Raw genomic sequence first — 20,227 nt, 5'->3', positions numbered from 1 at the left:
TTCCCACGGGCGACCCACGTCGAGCCAGCGGTCGAACGCGACGCCGCGCACGTCGTAGGCCTCGCAGGTCGCCGCGAGCACGTCGGTCAGTTCGAGTTCGCCGCGGTCGCTCTCGTCCACGTCGAGCCAGCCGTGGGCTTCGGCCGGGAAGACGTACGCACCGGCGTTAACGAGGTCCGACGGCGGGTCCGCGGGCTTCTCGACGACGCCGGTGACGAAGCCCTCGTCGTCGGTGTCGAGGACGCCGTAGGAACTCGGGTCGTCGACGCGGAACGACCCGACCGCGGGCGTCCCCTCGTACAGCGTCGAAAGCGACGGCACGTCGTACAGCGCGTCGCCGTTGAGGACGACGAACGGTTCGTCGGGGTCGAGATGAGGGGCCGCGGCGCGGACCGCGTCGGCCGTTCCGCGCTGTTCCGACTGCACGGCGAACTCGACCGGGACGCCGCCGCGCTCGTCGCCGACAACCTCGACGTGGCGACGCTCTGCGACGCGCTCGGACTGGAGTAAGCGAATCGCCGAAACGGCGCGTGTCGTGCGTCCGCGCCTCGGTTAGTGGCCGGCGGCCGACCCGGAGTCGGCGAGCCTGAACCGCCCGAACCGACCCACGAGGACGACGGCCCCGACGACGACGGTGAACGCGCCGAGCAGGAACGGGACCGTCGCGCCGTAGTGTTGACCGAGGTAGCCCGCCGTGATGGGCGCGAACGCGCCGCCGATAAAGCGGAGGCTGTTGAACGCGCCCGAGGCGACCGACCGCCCGTGCGAGGAGATGCCCATCGCCAGCGTGGTCAGGTTCGCGTTCAGGACGCCGCAGAAGAGTCCGCCGATGACGACAAGCGCGGCGAGCGCGGCGGTGTCGCCGGCCGAGAGCCACATCAGACACAGCGTCGCGGCGAAAGCGACGAGCGCGCCGACGGTGACTTCGGGCGTCCCGAACAGCCCGTTCAGGCGCGACGAGAGGACGGCGGAGCCGACGACGACCAGGAGGCCCCAGCCGAAGAACACGAGGCCGATTCGGAACGCGCCGAGGCCGAGGACGAGCGGCGTGTACGCGAGAAGCGTGAAGAAGCCGAAGGTGTAGAGCAGTCCGACGGCCGCGTTCGTGAGCACGCCCGGGTGGCGGAACGTTCCGACCACGTCACGGAGTCCCTGTCTGTGCTCCGACTCCGGTTCTTCGACCGTGAAGACGACGAACGCGAAGGCGACGACCATCAGGCGCTCGCGCCCGCGAAGGGCATCCGCCACGACTGCGCGCCGAGCACGCCGCCGAGGAGCGGACCGCAGGCGATACCGAAGCCGAGGGCGGCCTCGTAGAGCGTAATCGCCCCTCTGGTGTTGGCGGCCACGCCGACGATGATGGCGAGCGCGGTCGTGGTGAAAAGTGCGTTCCCCAGCCCCCAGAAGCCGCGGAGCACCGCGAGCGACTCGACAGTCGAGACGAGCGCGCACGCCCCCGCGAAGACGGCGACAGTAGCGAGGCCGAGGAGAAGCGTCCGTTTGCTCCCGATTCGCGTGGCGAGCGCGCCCGCAATCAGGTTCGCGAGGCCCATCACGAGCAGGTAGCTCGTAAACAGGAGTTCGACCATGAAGTGCGAGGCACCCAGTTCGCGGGCGATACTCGGAAGAATCGGATCGACGACGCCGATGCCGAGAAAGGAGACGAACGTCGCGACCGCCGTCGCGATGACGGCCGGGTGAAAATCTCGAAGACCCATACATCGTCGGAGTGCCACCCGACGGATTAAACTATCGGATATATTATAAGTATGTGTCTAACATACCGTGGTACGCTAGTCACAAACGCTGCGGCAACACTCTCCGGGATAGGAGCCGCAGAAGTCGATAGGGATGGATTCTGATACGTATGGGTTCTCGGCCCATCGAAAAGCGCGACGACGACGGCGGTGACGGCCACACCAGTGCCGACGACAGCCACCGCCGCCAGTCCCGGCCGGTAACACGCCCGTAACCACCTGACACCGCCGTCAGCGAGCGTTTAACACCCGACAGGCGCTACACACGTTCGTCGGAGCACCCACCGAACTCCACCACCACACTCACACATGTCTCAACAGAAATCCGACTACGCAGACGACGCCGACATCGACGCCGACCTCGACCGACTCCCCGAGGACGAGGCCGTCGAAGTGGCCGTCGAGAACCTCGAAGCGAGCGGGTTCGACGTCGTCGTCGTCGACACGGCCGACGAGGCGCTCGAAACCCTGCGGTCGCACATCCCCGCCGGCGTCTCCGTGATGAACGGCCACTCGACCACCCTCGAAGAGATCGGGTTCGACGACTACCTCAGCGAGGGCGACCACGACTGGGAGAGCCTGCCGGACCAGATTTGGAGCATCGACGACGACGCGGAGCGACAGGCCGCCCGCCGCGACTCCCAGACCGCCGACTACTTCCTCGGCGGCATCAACGCCATCTCGCAGACGGGCGACCTCGTCGCCGCGGACCTCTCCGGGAGCCGTATCGGCGCGTACCCCTTCGCCGCCAGCAACGTCGTCATCGTCAGCGGCGTCAACAAAATCGTCCCGACGCTCGACGACGCGCTCGACCGCCTCGAATCCGTCGCGTACCCCCTCGAAAACGAGCGCGCGAAGGAAGCCTACGGCGTCGAGTCGATGATTGCGAAGCAGCTCATCTTCCGGCAGGAAGTCGAGGAGGGCCGCACCACCGTCGTCCTCATCCGCGAGCAACTGGGCTACTAAGTCCGACTCGCCGTTCCCTCGACACGTTCCCACGCTCCTCCGGGGAGCTTCCTGCGCCCGGACAATCCATCACCATCAGCACCACCACACCGGGCATCCCACCACAATTCCCCCGGAATCCACCGTTTTGCGGTCCCGCATCGTGAGCCGCGTCTGTTGCCGGCGAAACGCCGGCTCGAACTGAATAGTTCTCGTGGCTCTGTTGAAATCCTTAGACGTTGACAGAATCCGCGTGACACAGACAGAGGGTGTATCAGTCATTACTGAGACCATCGAGACACTGGTAAGTCTGGGCGGCTCACTGAATACTAAACAGAGCGAGACAGGTTATCCAGTCATCAGTACTTGGGCCGGGAACGTTAATCTCTGCAGTGTACGTACCTGAACCGATGGCCTCCGCTTCGTTGATGTAGCCCACGACCTCTTCAAACGACCACGCCACCGTATCTCCAGGCGCGACTGATACTTTTCCGCTGCCGGAAGATTTCTGTTCAATCTCAGTCCATCCGGACGGATTTTTGAATCGTATTGTCCACGAGAACGGATTGAATGTTAGTTCTGTCTCAGAGTTGTTATAGAAGGTCAGCGTAAGCGACTCAGGAGATTTACCAACTGTCTGTGAGGGCAATAGATACACCGAGGCAGAATCGGTCTCAACCGTGTGCGAACAGATACTGTTGTTTTGGCCCCCGTATGGAGGACAGTCAGACTCCGCGATTTCTTCTGCTGACGCCGGTGGGGCAGGAGTAACCGTTTGTCTGGCTGACTGCTGTGGACTGAGAGTACTACAGCCACTTAGGAATACAATCCCTGAGCCAGCCAATTGGAGGACTTCACGACGAGACCCAAATCGTGCCATGGCAGTTCATCAAAACCAATCTTGTTAGTTTTTCTGTGAATTAGGGAGAACCGTCTGCAACATACGCACCCTGAGTTCAGCACGCCCACATAAACCTCACCGAGTGCTGTCAGAAGTGACGTGCAACACCCAGAGGGTGAGTTCAGCAAGTAGCAACCCGCCGAAATTGATTTAGTAAGACGTACGTAATACTAGCGTATGTCTGAAGCAACTACGGGATCAAACGGTGATGACGAGATTGTCACGGTGAATTTCAAAGTCACACAGTCGTTTCTCGACGAAATAGACAGCACATGGCAGGGACGTGGGTTCAACAGTCGAAGTGAATTCATCCGCTACACCCTCCGAGACGCGACCGAATTCCCGACGTTTGACCGCGATGAACTCATCGCGCTCCTCCAAGCAGAGGAGGACATCCGTGAGGGACGGACGATGAGTGCCGATGAAGCCCGCGAGCAGTTCGGAACGGACAGCGATGAGTGAGGAGGACTGGACGTGGGAACTCACATCAACAGCACAGGACGACCTTTCAGCCCTTTCTCCTCCTGAGCAAGAACGGATACTGAACAAGCTCGACGAGATCGCTGACTCGCCGTGGCGAGATCCACCGGACTATGGCGAACCACTCCAGAACAGTCCGCACAAGAAGGTACGCATCGGTGAGTTCCGATTAGCCGTGACCTTCCGTCAATCCGAACAGCGGATGGTCGTCGCTCGAATCAAGCGTCGTGGTGGAGCATACACTGCCGACGACGATTGACACTCTTTACTGCAGGCGATCTTTGACCGACTCGCGCGCTGTATTCAGCACGGCCTCAACAAACTATCAGTGACTAAGGATTTCAACAGAGCCGTTCTCGGGAGTGTCACGGACCCCGATATATCGAACCGGAGAAATGTTCTTACGACTGGAGCCGAATCGTCGGATATGCCCGAATCCGCGTACCTGCTCGATTCGTTCGACGAAGAAGACTGCACCTACTGCGACGGCGACCTCGTGACGGGGAGCTACAAAGACAACGAGGCCATCGTCTGCGACGACTGCGGGACGCCGGCCGTCCAACTCTGGTAAGCCGAACGGCGGCCGACTGCGGTCGTCTTCGCGTCCGTGTAGTGACCGCAACCACAGTTCGAATCAGTTCGTAGTGACGGCGTCGGCGACGCCCTCTCAGTCGAACTGTAACTCCCTCGTCAGACCTGTCGAACCGCCACCTGGTGGTGACCGACGTGGAGATACTCGAGTCGGGAGACGGTCGGTGAGCGCGGGAGGTCGACCATCCGAAGCGCTTCGTCGTAGTGAACCGCACCGTACTGTCCGATCGTCATGGAGCCGGTCACCACCGCGCCTGCGACCTCCGCTTGCTTGATGTATACCTCACCGGTTCCGTGGTATCCCGCCGGCGCGTAGATGATGCCGTAGAACGCCGCCGGTTTTCCGCGATTCGCGGCGATTGCCATCGAGAAGTCACTGGTCCCGTAGACTCGAAGTTGGGGAGAGCGGTCGTACGGAACCTCCACAAGCGCGTCTGGAGCGACGTAGAGGTTCAGGTCACGGTCCCGGTCGAGCGCGTTGTTTTCACTCCGCGTAATCGTGACTTCGCGCTCGCTTGCAGCGTACACGTAGACGGTGTTGTCCCCGATTATCTCGATAGTCGCACCACTGCTCCCCTTGCGGTCGACGCGGATGTAATCGCGGACGCCAATGACGATGTCACCGTCCGTTGTATCGAGCGTGAGGGTTTCGCCGTACAACGTTATGTCCTCGAAGTAGTAGGTTCCGTTGGTCAGGGTCCCGGAGTCACTGCCACCGAAGTCCAGTTTGTTGTTCTGAATGAGCGTCGTCACGTCGTTGTCGTTGGCCGCTCGCACCTCTCGACGGTCCGTCTGACGTATCCATCGATGGGTTCGATGGTCGCCACGCCGGTAATCTGTTCGTTGTTCCCGAGGACCGACGCACCCTTCGGGTCGAACTCCTCCGTCCAGTAGACGTCGCCGTACACGTCCGAAGTTCCGGAGAGTTCAACGGTGTCGCCGGATCGAATGTCTCCTTTCACCGCGGACGACCCGACCATCGTCACGTTACCCGCGGCCCAGACATCACCGTTGTACCCCTTGGAGACGTCGTACGGCCCGACGGAGGAATTGTAGCTATCGGTGTACGCGCCGTTGCCTGCGAGCGCGAGTTCACCGGTCCCGGCCGTCGCGATGATACCGTCGGCGAGCGAGATGGAGTCCGGTAAAGAGAGGAACTTCACCGACACGGTCTCGCGGGCATGGTCGTAGGTCACGATACCGTTCGTCTCGGATTCGAAGTACTGACCCCACGCCTCGTAGTAGTCGCTCTGGACAGTGATGACGACTTTCGAGTTCGAGAGCTTATGCGGACGGCCGGCAGTCGCGTTCGGAGACCACCGTTCGAAGGGGGCCGTCTCGACCACTTCGACCTCATCGTAGAGCCCGTTCGCCTCGGTGATGCTCACGATGGGCACGGTGAGCGTTCCGTTCCGGTAGTGGAACTCGGGACGAGCGACCATCGTGGTCGAACCGTCGTCAGACCGCCAGATTCCACCGCCTTCGTAGGCGACTTCGGTGTCACCGTTCTGGTAGACGACCGTCCCGAGCGAGACGTTGAGAACCCGCGTCGCCGGGTCGGCGTAATCGGTGTCGGCGTCCAGAAGCTCGACGCGCATCCACCCGTCGTCGCTGGTCCGGAGTTGCCCGTCTCCGGCGGCGACGCCGAGGTCGACGCTGGTGCGGTCGGCGTTCTCGAAGACGACGGAACTCGTTCCGGCGTCGAGTTGCCGCATGGCGTGTTCCGCCTTCTCCACCTGAACGTTCTGCCGGCTGTCGGCGATGGCGGTCCCGCCGACGACGAGGACCGTAATCGTCCCAAGGAGTACCATCGAGAGCATCAGCACGACGGCGACGCCCTCCGACTGGGCGGTCGTATCTCGGACGACGGCGTAGAGCCACGGAACGCGGCTCTGAGACCGGCTCTTGGACCGGTGACGACCCGCCCGACGGCGTGGAGGACTCATGAGATGTTCCTGCTCGTGTCCACAACGATTCGTTCGCCAAGGTCGAGCCTGATGGTATCGTTCAGCGCGCGGTAGCCCCGGAACTTCGGGACGGCGAGCCAGTTTTCGACTTCGTCGTCGTCGATGCGCGTCGAGAGGGAAAAGACCACGTCGGCGTGGTAAAGCGTCGCGTCGCGTTCTGCGGGGGGAGTGAGTCCGTCGAGACAGTGCAGGAGTGCGATGCCGCCGGTCTGGACCATCCGGGATTTCAGTCGTTTGAGGAGGGAAACGTACGACCAGTGGTCGAGCCGTTCGAGCGCATCCGCGGGGTCGACGATGAGCATCGACTCCGGCGGAATCGAGTCGAGGGCGGACTCGACGGCCGCCCGGACGTCGGACGCCTCGACCTCTACCACATCAATTGAGTCGGTGGCCGCGTGCCCGCGAGCGTTCAACACGGAACGGATGGACTCGGCGGACCGTTCGGTCGTCAGGTAGATGGTCTCTCTCCGGCCCGCATGTTCGTACAGGAAGAGCTCCGACTGACTCGCGGGCGCGCCGACCAATGCGACGACGCTTCCGACGGGAATCCCCCCGACGGAGCATCTGGTCGAGGACGTCGATACCGGTGGGGAGTCGGGTCACCATCCGCCACACCTCCGGGGCCGTACTGGCGTGTGGATTGTTGTCATGTCGCGTCCGGTCGGGCGCGGGAGCGAAGTAGGCGACATTTTGGGTTCACCAGAGGTATGCGGGACGCACGTTTCGTTAGTCACTCCCGACTGAACCGGCACTGGGACGGGGTCGTCAGTTACCGACCGGTATCGACCGATAACACGGCTCTAACGAACCGAAATCAGGGGCGAACGACGCAAATTCGAGCGTCGAGAAGGAGAATCACTCTAATTCGACGGCGACGTCTACGACGGAGACCGACGACCGGTCCGCAGTGAAGGTACAGGAGGCGGTCGTCGACGTCTGCTGGCAGTTCGTCGCCCCCGGAAGCGACTGCAGGTACGCGTGCCACGCACCGGTGGTAGCTGCGCCGGAGGTGGGTGAAGCCACCTCAACGGTCACGTCGCCCGCAGTCGTGACCGTCGAGACGCTTCCGCGTTCGAGCCGAACGAGGACATCGGTCTGTCCGGCGAGGGTATCGGTTGACGACGCCGGCATCGTCGCCGGCACCAGAATCACCGTTTCCGACCCGGAGACCACGAGTTCCGGGTCTCGAACGACGACGAACCCGCCGTCGGGCTGTTCGCGGAAGACCGCGCCACCGACGTAGGCGAGTCGGGTCCCGTCGGACCCTCGTAGATGAGTGGACGGAACGTGGTCTCGTTGAGCACGACTCCGGTGTCATTTTTCACGGTTATCGTAACCGGCTCTCCGAAGGACAGACTCGCCTCAGAGAGCTTGACCTCGGTGGCCCGACTCGGCGCACCGCGAACCGTGACGTCCGTCATCGTGTCCGCGAGCGTCGTCATGGCGCGCTCGGCGTTAGTTCCGCGTTCGACCTCCTGAACGTGGAGGAGCGCGGGATACCCGAGCGCGTAGACGAGCGAGACCGTGCCGATGACGAGCGCGAACACGAGGACGAACGAGAGAATCTCGCTCACGCCCCGGTCGGTCCGTCGCGCCCCCGACGAAGCCCGCCGCTCAGTCATCGTGGACCTCCATAGAACCACCGGCAGTGTAGGTAATCCGGACGGTCTCGCCCTCGACGCGAGTCGGGGCGCTGACCGGTGTCTCGGAGACGAACGGAACCGTGACGGAGTGGCCCGATTCGGAAGTCGTGAGCGTCAGGTCGTACGTCGAGCCGCCGGTGTTGGTAATCGAGACGGCATACCTCCCGCCCGAGACGGTCGGGAGGTCGACGGTCCGTTCGACCGTCCCCGCACTATCCGTCGAGCGAACCAGGACGTCGGTCGCTTCGATTTCGGCGGCGAGCTGCGTCCCGACGACGGTCAGTCCCTCGGTCGTCGCCCGGTCGTGCTGGTCGACGACGATGTCGGCCGCGACGAAGACGAGTCCCGAGATGAGCAGGGTGGCGATACCGAGGACCTGAATGTAGTTCACCGTCGAAGAGACGCCTCGGTCGGTTCCGCCGAAGAATCCGAACTCAGCCATCGAAACCCCCAGCGACGACCGTGATGGGCGTCTCGTAGCTGAGATTCGACAGCTCGTAGCGGAGGGTCGCGTCGAGTTGCGTGACGACGGCCCGCGCCGTCGGCCCGGCGGCGGGGGCTGTCGAGTAGTCGGCCGGGGTCGACACGTCGCCATCGACGACGAGCGTGTACGTTCCGGACGCCCTGTCGGCGTTCGAGTAAGCGACCGAATACTGTCCCGAGAGTTCGTCGAGGAACCGCAGTTCCGGTGCATCAGTATCGCCGACCGTTCCGTTGACGATGTCGACGACGACCGGGGTCGTTCCGTCCCACGATGCGTTGTACGGTTCGACGGTCGTCGCGCCCGGCTCGTGGACTGCGACGGTGACTTGCGACGGGTCCGAGGGGGACTGGAACACGAACACCTGCCACGTCTGTCCGGTGTCGGTCTCGACGAGTTCGACGTGGAACGTCTCGGCGTCGAGAACGGCGGGGTCACTCGGATCCGTGGGGACGGCGAGGTCGGGAGGGGCCACATTCAGATTGAACCTCGACGTGGATGCCGCATTTTGGACCGGCGTCCACTCCGTCGAACCGGAAGCGTTCGCGAACGACAGGCTGGCGTTCGTCTGTGAAACGTTCGTCGCTATCGAGACCGCGTCGACGGAGACGGCGGTCGCGCGACCGGTCGCCGCCTGCTCCCGGGCGGAGATGGCGTCCCAGTCGGTGAAACCGGTACGAAGCGCCGTATCGGCCTCGCTCCGGGTGGCGTAGGCGTCGTCGTTGACGGCGGCGACGAGGCCCGAGAGACCGCGTTCGGTGTCGTCGCGGTACTGGACCGTGTCGGACACGTCAGCCCGGTCGTTGCTACTGGCGGCGAGCGTCTCGGTGTAGACCGCGGCGTTGAGCACCACCGCGAGGGCCACGAGGAGGACTGCGAGGATGAACGCGCCGACGAGGAGCAGCTGTCCTCGGTCGTCGGTTCGAACCGCATTCAGAGCCGCCATGCGACCACCTCCACCTGCACGACGTTGTAGACCGGCCCAGCCGACGCGTCCGGGACGTAGAAGGACGTCGCGTTAGAGAGCGTCGTGTTAGTCGGCGTTTCGGTTGAGTCAACGAGCACGTCGTCGTCGTAGAGTGTCACCGTCCGAACCGCCCGGATGGCGTCGTCGCTGGGGGTCCCCTGTTCGACGAGCGTCCGAGAGACGACGGGACCGTCGGTCGATTCGGCGTAGTACAGGTTGACGTTGTAGGCGTACCCCGCGTCCGCGAGTGTTCGGACCAGCGAGTCGCCGAATCGCGTCGGCAGTCGCTCGACGTAGTACCCGTCGTCGCCGGTACCGTGGTACGTCCCGTTTCCATCGGTACGACGTACGAGTCGTTCCAGTACAGGAGCGACGGTACGAGCGTCTCGGAGGCGACCCCGGTGACGAGGACGCCGCGAGCGAGGTCGGACTGTTGTCGCTCGTCGACCCCACCGGCGGTCCCCGCCGAGAGCGCGGTGATACCCGTCGCTTGCAGGGCGAACACGAGCGTCCCCAACAGGAGAAGCGCCGCCGCGACACCTTCGACGGTGAAGGCCTGCCCGCGGTCGTTCATCGGCGGACCCTCATCGCCACACCCTCACGGTGAGCAGGACGTCCTCGCCCTCAACGGCGACGACGCGGCGGACGATTGCCACCGACCCGTCTCGGGGCGGAACGTCGCCGACGGCGCGGAACTCGGGGTCGGTCGGGTCGCCCGTGACGTTGCCTTCGGCGGTCACGTTAATCGAGTAGCCGTCGGCGACGAGGTCGTCGAGCGGTGGGTCCGGAGTCGCGTCGAAGAACGCGAGCGTCGCGGGCCGGTCGAGTTCGCCGGGGGTCGTTGGGTTCCCGAGGTGTGCGTCGGTCAGTCGAGTCGCCGCGCGCTCCGCGACGACGGGGAGCTCGGCGTCGTCGCTGTACGGGGCGAGCATTCCGGGGACGAACTCCACGAGGAAACCGAGGACGAGCAGGAACAGCCCGACGCCGACCACGAAGTCGAGGGCGGTCTGCGCTCGCGTGTCGCGCGAGCGGCGGTCATCGGACCGGAAGAGTCGGGGACCGAACGTCATTATCCCACCACCATCCACACGACGAGCGAGACCGAAAGCATGACCACGACGTATTTGAGTCCGCTCCGAACGTCGGCCTCCTGGATATACCCGCAGATGATGCCGGAGATAATCGCCTGCAGCGTCACCGCGTGGAAGAACAGGAGTGAGAGCAGTGGCGTGTTGACGCCGGATCCGAATCCGGTTGCGTCCGACGCGTTGGCGGTTAGCCTGCTCATCACGTCGATGAACTGCGTCTTCAGGATTGCCATGACCGCGAGCAGCGTGAGGAAGGTCATGACGATGATGACCACCTGCATCCGCGTTCGGGTCTTCTGTTCGCGTTCGATGTCGTCTTGGTTCTCGCTGGCCTGTGCGGCCGCCGACAGAACTGACGAGATGTGGTTCGACGCCTCTTGGGCCTTCATGATGAGTTTAAGCGTGCGGGCGAGTCGCGGGAGGTGATACCGGTTGTTGAACTCCAGTAACGACTCTTCGAGGCTCATCCCGTAGTCGACTTTCGCGTACATGTTCTCGAACTCGCGGGCGAGTTTTCCGGGCGTCGTCTCCGCGACAGTCTTGATTGATTCGAGGAGCGTCAGCCCCGTGTCGTTCGCACTGGAGAGTTTCCGGAGGTTGTCCGAGAGGTTGTGCAAGACGGCGCGACGCGACCGGACGTTCCACTCGTGGAACACCGCCAACGGCGTGAAGACGATATAGATCGGGACGTACAGGTAGAAAATCGTGCTCTCGACAGGGGTTGCCAGCACGTCGTGCCACGACGCTGGACCACCGCTCGCCACAGAGAGCCCGACGAGGACGAGTGCCACCGGAACCGTGACGACCAGCGTGTAGAGCGGGTGGTCGCGGAAGAAGTGGTGCGGGCGCGTCAGGATGGCGACGGCCTCGTGGCTTCCCTCGTAGTCGTGGATGCGGTCGAAGATGCGGTACTTGCCGACGAAGCGCTCGACGAGGCCGACGTCAGAGAGTCGCTCGCGCTCGCGGGACACGTAGTACGAGTCGTCTTCCGGGCGGAGGTATCCGGAACCCGGGTCGTCCCGGCGAACCGTCGCTAGCATCACGAGGAACATGACGCCGAGCAGCGGGAGGAGGCCGTAGACGGTCAAGTAGAGCATGGCGTCCTGCACCTGTCCGAGGAGGCTCATCGCCGCGAGGATGATGATGAGGAGCAGCGGGAACAGCGAGAGCGTCATGTACATCTCGCCGAACAGTTCCAGCGTGTCCAGCGCCATCTCCTGTTCGTTCCGCGCGGTTCGCATGTGCTTCGAGCGCTTATCGTCGAAAAAGCGCGTCAGGTCGCCGCCGCTGTTGATGATAGAGAGCATGTCGACGAGGAACTGACTCAGTTCCTCGCTGGGCGTCACGGACGCCTGTTCGCGAATCGCTGACCGGTAGTCGGTGTCGAAGTACGCCGTCTCCCAGACGATGGACTGGAACTCCCGCGCCGCCTCGCCGTAGGTGTCGTCGGCGCGAGCGACGGACTCCAGAATCTCCAGTTGGTTGAGGCCGCCGACCGAGAGCGCGTACATGAACGAAATGACGTCGGGGAGCAGCAGGTTGATTTCACGTCTGCGGGCCGACGAGCGGGTGTACGGAATCGTCGTGAACACCCCGAAGGCGGCGGTGAACCCGAGCGACCCGAAGACGAGGCCGGTGACGAACACGAGGAACGGAAGCTTGAGCGAAAGCAGGAAGGCACGGGTAGCCTCGTCTATCGAGAACACTCCCAGCGTGGGGGCCGAAACCGCGTCGACGGGGATGAGACCCGTCGCGAACAGCACGTAGCCGACGACCGTCCCGAGGAGCCAGAGCACGAGCCCGGAGAGTAGCCCGACGGCGACCCCGCGCGACAGGTACAACTCGACCGTGTCCGGCATCCGCGACTCGGCGAGTTTCCGCTCGAGCGTCGTGACGAACTCGCTGTCGGAGTCGAAGACGCGGCGGGTGAGCGGTAAGAGCCAATCGCCGAACGCGTCGAGCGCGTCGAACTCGAACTCCTCGGAGCGACCGGGTTCGAGGCTCATCGGTCCGCCTCCGATTCGACCGCGAACGTCTCGACGCACGCGGTCACACGCGCCGTATCGACGTCGGAACCGACCGCGTCCAGGACCGCAGTGAGCGATTCAGCTGTCACCGCAGTCCCGGCCGATTCGAGGAGGAGAGTCGCGTAGACGTATTTCATCTCTTACTCCCGTCCTCGTCGCGCGTGGCGTCTGAATCGGAGGGCGTGTCGGATTCAGGCGTCGAACCGGACTCGGATGTCTGGTCAGAGTCGGAGTCGTCGCCCAGTGGATCACTCAGTTCGTCACCGTCATCCACGCCACCGTCGCCGACTGCGCCCGCGTCCGCGTCGTCTCCGGAGGCCTCCATCGCGGCATCGGCGCCGGGGAGTTCCGGAACCGCTTCGTCATCGGATTCGAGCTGCGGGTTCAGGGTGATAACCGTGGGTGCGACGGCGTCAGCGAACACGTCGCCGAGGCCGGAGACGCGGCGGTTTCGGTACTCGGGGAACAGCGTTTCCTCGGCCTCATTCAGAATCTGCTGGGTGTATGCGTAGACGCGTTCAGTCGGGTCGGGACGTGGGACGAGCGCTTCCTTCTCGGGTTGGATGTCGATCTTGACGCTCTCCATCTTGCGGAGGTCTTCGAGGCTCTGTTCGAGGCGGTCGGAGGCGATGAGTGCGAGCACCATGTCCGGGTCGCGATGAACGCCTGTACCGTGGCGGCGACCTGTGCGTACTCGTTGAGGCCGTTCGCGATGATATACGCGAGCACGACCTTCCGCTTGAACAGCTCCAGTTCGAGGCGTTCGTGGTCCCATCCGAGGTCGAACATGAGTTTCTCCAGCGTGTTCGACGTCCCGGTCGCGACGTACTCGTCGGAACTCGCCTGCCACTGGAAGACGTCCTTGACGTTGATTTCGTCGTTTTCGGGGTCGTAGTGATTGATCTCCGTGATCGTCTTGGTGCGGCGGACCTTCCGTCCGCGAACCCGCGTCGAGGTCTGGATGGACACGAGGTCGAGCGCGGTGAACATCGACTTCGAAACGTTGATCGGGTCCGTAGTGAAGCGCTTGAGGACTTCGCCGACGGAGTCCGCGTGGAACGTCGTCAGCGTCGTGTGCCCCGTGGACATGACCTGGAAGAGCGTCCGGCCTTCCTCGCCGCGAACCTCGCCCATGACGATGTAGTCGGGGCGCTGACGGAGCGCGGCTTCGAGCAGGTCGAACTCGTCGATATCTCCCTGTCCGTCCTGCGTGAACGACGGTCTCGTCACCGCGGAGACCCAGTTTCGCTGGGGGAGTTCGACCTCGCGCGTGTCCTCGATGGAGACAATTTTCGCGTTCGAGGGGATAAACAGCGAGACGGCATTCAGCGAGGTGGTCTTCCCCGACGCCGTGCCGCCCGCGAAGATGAGCGACCGCTTCGATTCGATGGCGAGCCAGAGGTACGCCATCTCGTCGAGCGAGAACGTGTGCCAGTTGACGAGGTCAACCGGCGTAAACGGGACGTCTTTGAACTGGCGGATGGTGTAGTTCGTCCCGTGACCGCTCACTTCCCAGCCGAGCGTCAACTGCGCGCGAGAGCCGTCGGGGAGCGTCGCGTCCACCTGCGGTTGTCGCTTCGAGATGCCTTTCCCGGAGCGCTGGGCGAGTTTGATGACGAAGTTGTCCAGTTCCCGCTGTCCGTGTTCGACGTTAGTGATGACCTGCTCGTAACTGCCGTGGTAGACGAACACCGGCGAGTTGTAGCCGTCACAGGAGACGTCTTCGACGTTGATGTCGTGTTTGATGGCGTCGATGCGGCCGTACCCGATGAAGTCGCGTTTCAGGAAGTAGAGGATCTTCGCCACCTGCGCGGGCGTCAGCGTGTCGGCGTTCTCCGCGAGCACGGCCGGTTCGGGCCGAAGCAGGTCCAGCGGGACGCCGTCGGTCGTGACGGGACCGGCGGTCTCTCCGGCGGTGATGGCGAGGAGGCGCTTGAAACGGCTCACCGTCGACGTCGCGGCCGTCTTCGTCGCAAGGTCGTACCGGTTGAGCATTCGGTAGGTCAACCGTTCGATGGTATCGGCCCTGTCGTCAAGCGACCCGTCGATGGCAACCTCCTCGCTGGAGTATTTGATGGCGGTGCGAAGTTTGCCCGAGATGAACTCCGTTACCTTGTGCTCGATTTTATTGAGATACGGCTCGATAACGTAGTACTTCTTCTCATTTTCGACCTTCGAGTGGAAGACGATAACGAAGGCGTAGGGCTTGTTGACCCAGTAGCGGTCGACCTCAACGAGGAATGGTTTCTTCTCAGTGGGGACAGCCTTTTCCAGGTCGTAGCGACTGACCAGCGTCGGGCGACCGTCGGGCGACGAGAAGAAGGCGTCTTCGTCGAGGTCGGGGTCGACCTGTACGGTCCGAAGGTCCGTGAGCGCCTTCAGTCCGGTTCCGTTTAGCCCCGCATCACCGACGATTCCCGGGAGTTCATCGGGGTCGAATCCGAGGTACTCACTCGGGTCGAACGGGACGGCTCGACCATCGCTTTCGCGGGGTGGAAGCCCGTTTTCGTCGTAGTAGTACTCCCGTTTGAACTGCTCCCACGTGTAGCGGTTGCGCGACGAGAGCGAGAGGCCGGTCTTCTCGGTCAGTATCTCACCGTACTGTTCTGCCGCGGCGGCCGCTCCCCGAGTCGAGACGGGAGGTCGTCGGGGTCGAAGCGAGATAGGTACTCGGGTCGAAGGCCACGCGGTCCCAGTCGTCGCCGTGCGGCACCGGGGGGACCGAACTGGTAGCGCGGAACCGGTTCAAAAAGCCCGTCTTCGAACTCTCACCGTTGACGTACAGGTCGGAGACCTGATCTCCGTATCCGTGGTCGTGCATGAAATCCGCCCACGTGTAGACGCCTTTAGTGACGTCGGACGGAGAGACACCGGCAGACGACGACTGCCAGCGAGGGTGGTCATCGAGGCTCATCTCGCGTCCTCCATCGGATTGCTCACTCGGGAGTGAGAGGCTCCGGCTGAGAGTGTGCACCGTTTAGTGAGCGCTGACGTATCCATTTGAGATTACAAACAGCTAGAAGAGCCATAGTTACCACCAAACTAGAAGGATCGACAATCCGGCTACGGCTTCGTTAGCGACTGTATTCCACGAGTACAGAGCGAATGAATGACAGATATTGGATGAAAATGGCGGAAAACGTCTCGAACGACTCGGCGCGAAACGCGAGAGACGGAGTGCGAGATATGCGCCACTTTCGAAATGAAATTCGTAAAAGGGGCCGAGACATCAACGACGGCTAAATCCGCACATCTGCTCGACTCGTTCGACGAAGACGACTACACCGACTGCGACGGCGACCTCGTGACGGGGAGCTACAAAGACAACGAGGCCATCGTCTGCGACGACTGCGGGACGCCGGCGGGCCAGCTCTGGTAAGCGTCTGAGCGAACCGAGCGGGGCGGACGAACCACCCGCCAGCGCCGGGTGACGAGAGAACCGGCCGGGGGAAGCCGGTCGGCTCAGTTCTCAGTTGCCGCTGACGATGTCGGCGACGCGCTCGCGGTCGAACAGTTGCTCGTCTTCGGGGATTTCGGGATAGGCACCGCCGGTGTACTCCGGCCACGCGCCGAAGCGGTCGGGGTAGAGCTGCTTGGCCGTCATCTCCGTCTGGAACAGGTTCATAATCGGCCCCTGTACCGGCGTGCCCGAGGGGAAGACGCGGTCGTTCCGGACCGCGCTGAGTTCGCTCCCGACGGGGTGGTCTTCGAGGGTTTCGCGAGTCGACGCCACGTCGTAGTACGAGTCGATACCGTAGCTGTGGAGCAACACGTCGGGGTCGATTTCCAGCATCGTCTCGAAGTCGTAAGAGGTCTCGAACGTCACGTCGCCGGCCGCGAAGGCGTCGGTGACACCGAGCGGACGGATGTGCGAGGTCGCGAAGCCGGGAACGTTGATTTTCGAGGGATAGAACGTCTCGTCCATGTAGATGACGACGCCGACGGACGGGCGCTCCGACTCGGGCGGGAGGTCCGACTGAATCGTGTCGAGGAGGTCGCTGTGGACCGACTCGAGCGCCGCGTAGCGGTCTTCCTCCTGGAACACCTGTCCGACCTTCTCGACGATTTCCCAGAGCGTGTAGTACTGGTAGTCGGCGGCGTACGGCTCTGGCGGCTGGGCGTGCGTACGGCTGTAAGCGTTGCCGAACCACGGGCCGACCTGCTCGCGAATCTCCTCGACGTCCGACTGGTCCCAGCCGTCGAAGCCGGCCACGAGCGCCGGGTCGACGAGGTGGAGGTCGGAGTCCAGTTCGTAGACGAGTTCCTTGTCGATGTTGACGTCCCCGGACCCCGAGTTGAGTTGCGCGAGGTCGCTCCGGTCGAACGAGACGCCGTCGAGGCGCTCGTAGTAGGCGTCGAGCGTCCGGCCGCCGGCGTCGCTGTCGAAGCCCAGAGAGTTCACCGCGTCGCCGTGGCCGAAGGCGACCGCCGCGTCGGCGTAGACGAGGTTGTACACCATCACGTCCTCCGGGACCGACTCGAACGTCACGTCGCCGGCCGGGGACATCGACACCGTGTAGCCGGCCTGTTCGGTCTCCGTCTCTGCCTCGGGAGACGCTTCGGTCGTGGCCGCCGTCGTCGCGGCCGTTTCGGTCGCGTCCGTCGATGATTCCGCGTCGTTCTGCCCGGCACAGCCGGCCAGCAGGCCGCCCGCGAGAAGCGCGCCGCCGCCCTTGAGATACGCTCTGCGCGTGCGCGTCGCCTGGTCGACGAGGTCTTGGTCCATGGTTTTAGCCAATCCCAGACGGATAAATCCGTTTCGGAATTTCGGCCGGCCTAAATCGGTACGCCTATATGTATTAGGCGGGCCTAAAAATACAATGGCAGACAGCGACGGACCAACGCGCAGGAAGTTCTTGACCTACGGCGGTTCGGTCGCCGCCGGCGGACTACTCGCCGGCTGTACCGGTTCGTCCGAGTCGGACGCGACCACGACCAGTGCGACCGCGACGGCGACCACCGCGGCCGAATCGACGGCGACCGAGTCGACCACGGAATCGGCGGACGAGACCGACTCGTACACGGTGTCGATGGCCCCGATGGGCGACGTGACGTTCGAATCGGTCCCCGAGAGCATCTTCACGCGACTGACCCACCACGCGGGGATGGCGTTCGCGCTCGGCCACGGCAACGCCGTCAACTCGATGCACGCCCCGGACTACTACGACGCGCTGTGGAACCAGTTCACGCCGCGTCTCCCCGGCGTCGAACTCGACTGGACCGGGCTGTACTCGTCGTGGGAGCCGTCGAAAGAGCGGCTCTACGAACTCGACAGCGACGTACACCTCGCAGACCCCGCCAGCGTCTCCGCGCTCGGCAGTTGGAGCCAAGACGACCTCGACGAAATCGAGGAGAACATCAGTCCGTGGTTCGGCAACAGCTTCAGCGCGCGGCATCAAGCGCCGCCGACCGAGTGGACCGACGCCTACGAGTACTACGGCCTCTGGGAGATATTCGCCAAGGTCGCGCAGGTGCTGCAGGAGGAAGCGAAGTACGAGGCGCTCACGGCGGTCCGCGAAGAACTGCTCGCGGCGATTGCGGCGGACCTCCCCGCTGAGGACGACCGCCCGACCGCCGTGCTCCTCGGCCCGAGCGACCTCGAGTCGATCTACGCGTACAACCTGAGCACGCCGGGCTTCCTGACCGCCCACACTCGCCCGCTGAAGCCGGTCAGCGCGTTCGGCGACGACGTGGAGTCCGGCTCGACCGTCGACTTCGAGACGCTCCTCGAAGCCGACCCCGACGTGATTCTCACGCTCGGCGGGATGCATCCGAACACGAGCATGCCCGACATCCGCGCGGGCCTCCGCGACGACCCCGTCGGTGCCGAGATTTCGGCCGTGCGGAACGACCGCGTCTACGCGCAGGCCGGCCGCTATCAGGGGCCGATACTCAATCTGTTCCAGTTGGAGATGACCGCCAAACAGCTCTATCCGGACCAGTTCGGCGCGTGGCCCCAGTACAGCGAGGGGCCGTATCCCGAGATTCCCGAAGAAGAACAGCTATTCGACCGACAGCGCGTCGCCGACATCATCAACGGCGACCTCTGAGTCGGCGACCGCGGCGACCGACGACACGGCGACCGACGACACGGCGACCGACGACACGGCGACCGACGACACGGCGAAACCGCTCAGTCGGAGAGCCCGGCGTCCGCGATAGCCGCTCGAATCGCACCGAACCGGACGAGGTCGGCCGCGGTCTCCAGTTCGCCGTCGAGGCGGCGGTCCTCGTCCAGCGGCGGAACCACGGACCGAATCGCGTCGCGGACGGCTCCCGTGCCGGTGCCGAGTTCGAGGCCGTCGCCGAGGAACTCCGCGGCCTGCGACCCACAGAGGAGTTCGACGCCGACGATGGTCGCGACGTTCTCGGCGACCGTGCGGGCGTTGAGGGCGCTCTGGCCGCTCATGCTCACGTGGTCTTCCTGCCCGCCGCTGACGGGCGTCGAATCGATGGAGGGGCGACCGAGCGACCGGCACTCGTTGAGCAGCGCCGCGGCGGTGTACTGCGCAATCATGTAGCCGGAGCGGAGCCCGCTGCGCTCGGTTAGGAACGGCGGGAGATACGATTCCTGTACGTCCGGGTTGAGCATCCGGTCGGTCCGGCGCTCGGAGATGGCCGCGAGTTCGGTCAGCGCGCCGGCGGCGTAGTCGAGGCGGAGCGCCAGCGGTTCACCGTGGAAGTTGCCGGCGGAGACGACGGCGGCCACGTCGGTTCCGGGGGCGCGCTCGTCCACCGCGCCCGCCGGGAAGACAAGCGGGTTGTCGGTGACGCTGTTGAGTTCGACCTCGACGGCCTCGCGGAGGTGCGAGATGGCGTCTCTGACCGCGCCGTGGACCTGCGGGAGACAGCGAATCGAGTAGGCGTCCTGCACGCGCTCGCAGTCCTTGTGCGATTCGAGAACGGTCGAGCCGGCGGTGAGCCGGCGAATCGCGGCCGCGCTCTCCTGCTGGCCGGGATGGGGACGAACGTCGTGGATGGCGGGGTCGCAGTTCGCCGTGGTTCCCATCGTGACTTCGGTTGCGAGCGCGCCAGCGGCGTCGGCCGCCTCGACGGTTCGCTCGGCGTCGACGACGAACAGCGCGGCGAGGCCGACCGTGAGTTGCGTCCCGTTGATGAGCGCGAGACCTTCCTTGGAGGCGAGCGTCACCGGCTCTAAACCGACCGCTTGCAGGGCTTCGTCGCCCGGCAGTCGCTCGCCGTCGACGCGGGCTTCACCCTCGCCGATGAGGACGAGCGCCATGTGCGCGAGGGGCGCGAGGTCGCCGCTCGCACCGAGGCTCCCGCGGGAGCGGACGACCGGCTGGACGCCCTCGTTGAGCATCGAGACGAGCAGGTCGACCACCGAGGGCCGGATGCCCGAAAAGCCCTTGGCGAGCG

Annotated in this window: 23 protein-coding genes and 2 pseudogenes; 6 read left to right on the top strand and 19 right to left on the bottom strand. The window is 63.9% G+C overall.

Annotated features, from left to right (window positions below):
* The 3 genes and pseudogenes from ATB1_RS04445 to ATB1_RS22875 all read right to left on the bottom strand — a co-directional run.
* Positions 1–462: pseudogene (locus ATB1_RS04445) on the bottom strand (sugar phosphate nucleotidyltransferase); the annotation flags it as partial.
* Between the two features lie 90 nt (positions 463–552).
* A complete protein-coding gene (locus ATB1_RS22880) occupies positions 553–1,248 on the bottom strand; it encodes an MFS transporter (RefSeq protein WP_241768057.1) in 696 nt (231 codons plus the stop codon).
* Positions 1,215–1,718, bottom strand: coding sequence for an MFS transporter (locus tag ATB1_RS22875; RefSeq protein ID WP_241768056.1), 504 nt, complete (start codon positions 1,716–1,718; stop codon positions 1,215–1,217). The genes ATB1_RS22880 and ATB1_RS22875 overlap by 34 nt, the downstream gene beginning before the upstream one ends.
* 348 nt (positions 1,719–2,066) lie before the next feature.
* On the opposite strand from ATB1_RS22875, the gene ATB1_RS04435 reads away from it, so the two are divergent.
* Positions 2,067–2,723 carry a lactate utilization protein gene (locus tag ATB1_RS04435; RefSeq protein ID WP_042662437.1) on the top strand — a complete coding sequence of 219 codons (657 nt, stop codon included), beginning with the start codon at positions 2,067–2,069 and terminating at the stop codon, positions 2,721–2,723.
* 298 nt (positions 2,724–3,021) lie between these two features.
* On the opposite strand, the gene ATB1_RS21350 is transcribed toward ATB1_RS04435, so the two are convergent.
* Positions 3,022–3,351 (bottom strand): hypothetical protein, encoded by a 330-nt coding sequence (locus ATB1_RS21350; RefSeq protein ID WP_128081384.1) that lies wholly within the window; start codon positions 3,349–3,351, stop codon positions 3,022–3,024.
* A 429-nt stretch (positions 3,352–3,780) separates the two neighbouring features.
* Between ATB1_RS21350 and ATB1_RS04430 the strand changes: the two genes are divergently transcribed.
* The 3 genes from ATB1_RS04430 to ATB1_RS22290 all read left to right on the top strand — a co-directional run bounded on the left by ATB1_RS04430 (position 3,781) and on the right by ATB1_RS22290 (position 4,654).
* Positions 3,781–4,065 carry a ribbon-helix-helix domain-containing protein gene (locus ATB1_RS04430; protein WP_042662436.1) on the top strand — a complete coding sequence of 95 codons (285 nt, stop codon included), beginning with the start codon at positions 3,781–3,783 and terminating at the stop codon, positions 4,063–4,065.
* On the top strand, positions 4,058–4,342 hold the full coding sequence (locus ATB1_RS04425; RefSeq protein ID WP_042662435.1) for a type II toxin-antitoxin system RelE/ParE family toxin: 285 nt from the start codon (positions 4,058–4,060) through the stop codon (positions 4,340–4,342). Before ATB1_RS04430 ends, ATB1_RS04425 begins: the two co-directional genes overlap by 8 nt.
* A gap of 168 nt (positions 4,343–4,510) precedes the next feature.
* Entirely contained in the window at positions 4,511–4,654 is a 144-nt protein-coding gene (locus ATB1_RS22290; RefSeq protein WP_198526041.1) for an HVO_A0556 family zinc finger protein, read from the top strand.
* 119 nt (positions 4,655–4,773) lie between these two features.
* Here the strand turns inward: ATB1_RS22290 and ATB1_RS19715 are convergent, their stop codons facing one another.
* The 13 genes and pseudogenes from ATB1_RS19715 to ATB1_RS19695 all read right to left on the bottom strand — a co-directional run bounded on the left by ATB1_RS19715 (position 4,774) and on the right by ATB1_RS19695 (position 15,761).
* Positions 4,774–5,451: a hypothetical protein gene (locus ATB1_RS19715; protein WP_052367725.1), complete on the bottom strand. Its 678-nt coding sequence runs from the start codon at positions 5,449–5,451 to the stop codon at positions 4,774–4,776.
* Positions 5,424–6,620, bottom strand: coding sequence for a hypothetical protein (locus ATB1_RS19710; RefSeq protein ID WP_052367722.1), 1,197 nt, complete (start codon positions 6,618–6,620; stop codon positions 5,424–5,426). Before ATB1_RS19710 ends, ATB1_RS19715 begins: the two co-directional genes overlap by 28 nt.
* Positions 6,617–7,165, bottom strand: a complete 549-nt coding sequence (locus tag ATB1_RS04415; RefSeq protein WP_241768055.1) for a transcriptional regulator — start codon at positions 7,163–7,165, stop codon at positions 6,617–6,619. Before ATB1_RS04415 ends, ATB1_RS19710 begins: the two co-directional genes overlap by 4 nt.
* A gap of 331 nt (positions 7,166–7,496) precedes the next feature.
* A complete protein-coding gene (locus ATB1_RS19705) occupies positions 7,497–7,772 on the bottom strand; it encodes a hypothetical protein (protein ID WP_206742053.1) in 276 nt (91 codons plus the stop codon).
* Between the two features lie 17 nt (positions 7,773–7,789).
* A complete protein-coding gene (locus ATB1_RS04410; RefSeq protein WP_128081383.1) occupies positions 7,790–8,263 on the bottom strand; it encodes a hypothetical protein in 474 nt (157 codons plus the stop codon).
* Positions 8,256–8,726, bottom strand: coding sequence for a hypothetical protein (locus tag ATB1_RS04405; RefSeq protein ID WP_042662434.1), 471 nt, complete (start codon positions 8,724–8,726; stop codon positions 8,256–8,258). Before ATB1_RS04405 ends, ATB1_RS04410 begins: the two co-directional genes overlap by 8 nt.
* On the bottom strand, positions 8,719–9,711 hold the full coding sequence (locus tag ATB1_RS04400) for a hypothetical protein (protein ID WP_042662433.1): 993 nt from the start codon (positions 9,709–9,711) through the stop codon (positions 8,719–8,721). Before ATB1_RS04400 ends, ATB1_RS04405 begins: the two co-directional genes overlap by 8 nt.
* Positions 9,699–9,851 carry a hypothetical protein gene (locus ATB1_RS22870; RefSeq protein WP_241768054.1) on the bottom strand — a complete coding sequence of 51 codons (153 nt, stop codon included), beginning with the start codon at positions 9,849–9,851 and terminating at the stop codon, positions 9,699–9,701. Before ATB1_RS22870 ends, ATB1_RS04400 begins: the two co-directional genes overlap by 13 nt.
* Entirely contained in the window at positions 9,848–10,306 is a 459-nt protein-coding gene (locus tag ATB1_RS04395; protein ID WP_052367716.1) for a hypothetical protein, read from the bottom strand. The genes ATB1_RS22870 and ATB1_RS04395 overlap by 4 nt, the downstream gene beginning before the upstream one ends.
* Before the next feature lie 10 nt (positions 10,307–10,316).
* Entirely contained in the window at positions 10,317–10,802 is a 486-nt protein-coding gene (locus ATB1_RS04390) for a hypothetical protein (RefSeq protein WP_052367714.1), read from the bottom strand.
* Entirely contained in the window at positions 10,802–12,826 is a 2,025-nt protein-coding gene (locus ATB1_RS04385; RefSeq protein WP_042662431.1) for a type II secretion system F family protein, read from the bottom strand. The genes ATB1_RS04390 and ATB1_RS04385 overlap by 1 nt, the downstream gene beginning before the upstream one ends.
* Entirely contained in the window at positions 12,823–12,984 is a 162-nt protein-coding gene (locus ATB1_RS21935) for a hypothetical protein (protein ID WP_157837710.1), read from the bottom strand. Before ATB1_RS21935 ends, ATB1_RS04385 begins: the two co-directional genes overlap by 4 nt.
* A pseudogene (locus ATB1_RS19695) lies at positions 12,981–15,761 on the bottom strand (ATPase, T2SS/T4P/T4SS family). Before ATB1_RS19695 ends, ATB1_RS21935 begins: the two are co-directional and overlap by 4 nt.
* Positions 15,762–16,049: 288 nt before the next feature.
* Between ATB1_RS19695 and ATB1_RS22280 the strand changes: the two are divergent.
* Entirely contained in the window at positions 16,050–16,226 is a 177-nt protein-coding gene (locus ATB1_RS22280) for a hypothetical protein (RefSeq protein ID WP_198526040.1), read from the top strand.
* A 90-nt stretch (positions 16,227–16,316) separates the two neighbouring features.
* On the opposite strand, the gene ATB1_RS04375 is transcribed toward ATB1_RS22280, so the two are convergent.
* The gene (locus ATB1_RS04375) at positions 16,317–17,573 is read right to left on the bottom strand and encodes an ABC transporter substrate-binding protein (protein ID WP_042662430.1); all 1,257 of its coding nucleotides are present in this window, start codon (positions 17,571–17,573) and stop codon (positions 16,317–16,319) included.
* A 94-nt stretch (positions 17,574–17,667) separates the two neighbouring features.
* On the opposite strand from ATB1_RS04375, the gene ATB1_RS04370 reads away from it, so the two are divergent.
* Positions 17,668–18,897: an ABC transporter substrate-binding protein gene (locus tag ATB1_RS04370; RefSeq protein ID WP_082256270.1), complete on the top strand. Its 1,230-nt coding sequence runs from the start codon at positions 17,668–17,670 to the stop codon at positions 18,895–18,897.
* Between the two features lie 83 nt (positions 18,898–18,980).
* Here the strand turns inward: ATB1_RS04370 and hutH are convergent.
* On the bottom strand, positions 18,981–20,227 hold a 1,247-nt coding region (hutH, locus tag ATB1_RS04365), incomplete at its 5' end, for a histidine ammonia-lyase (protein ID WP_042662429.1).

The sequence above is a fragment of the Haloferax sp. ATB1 genome (assembly GCF_000730175.1).
Note: the sequence above shows the minus strand (reverse complement) of the source record. Positions and strands in the feature narration are given on the sequence as shown.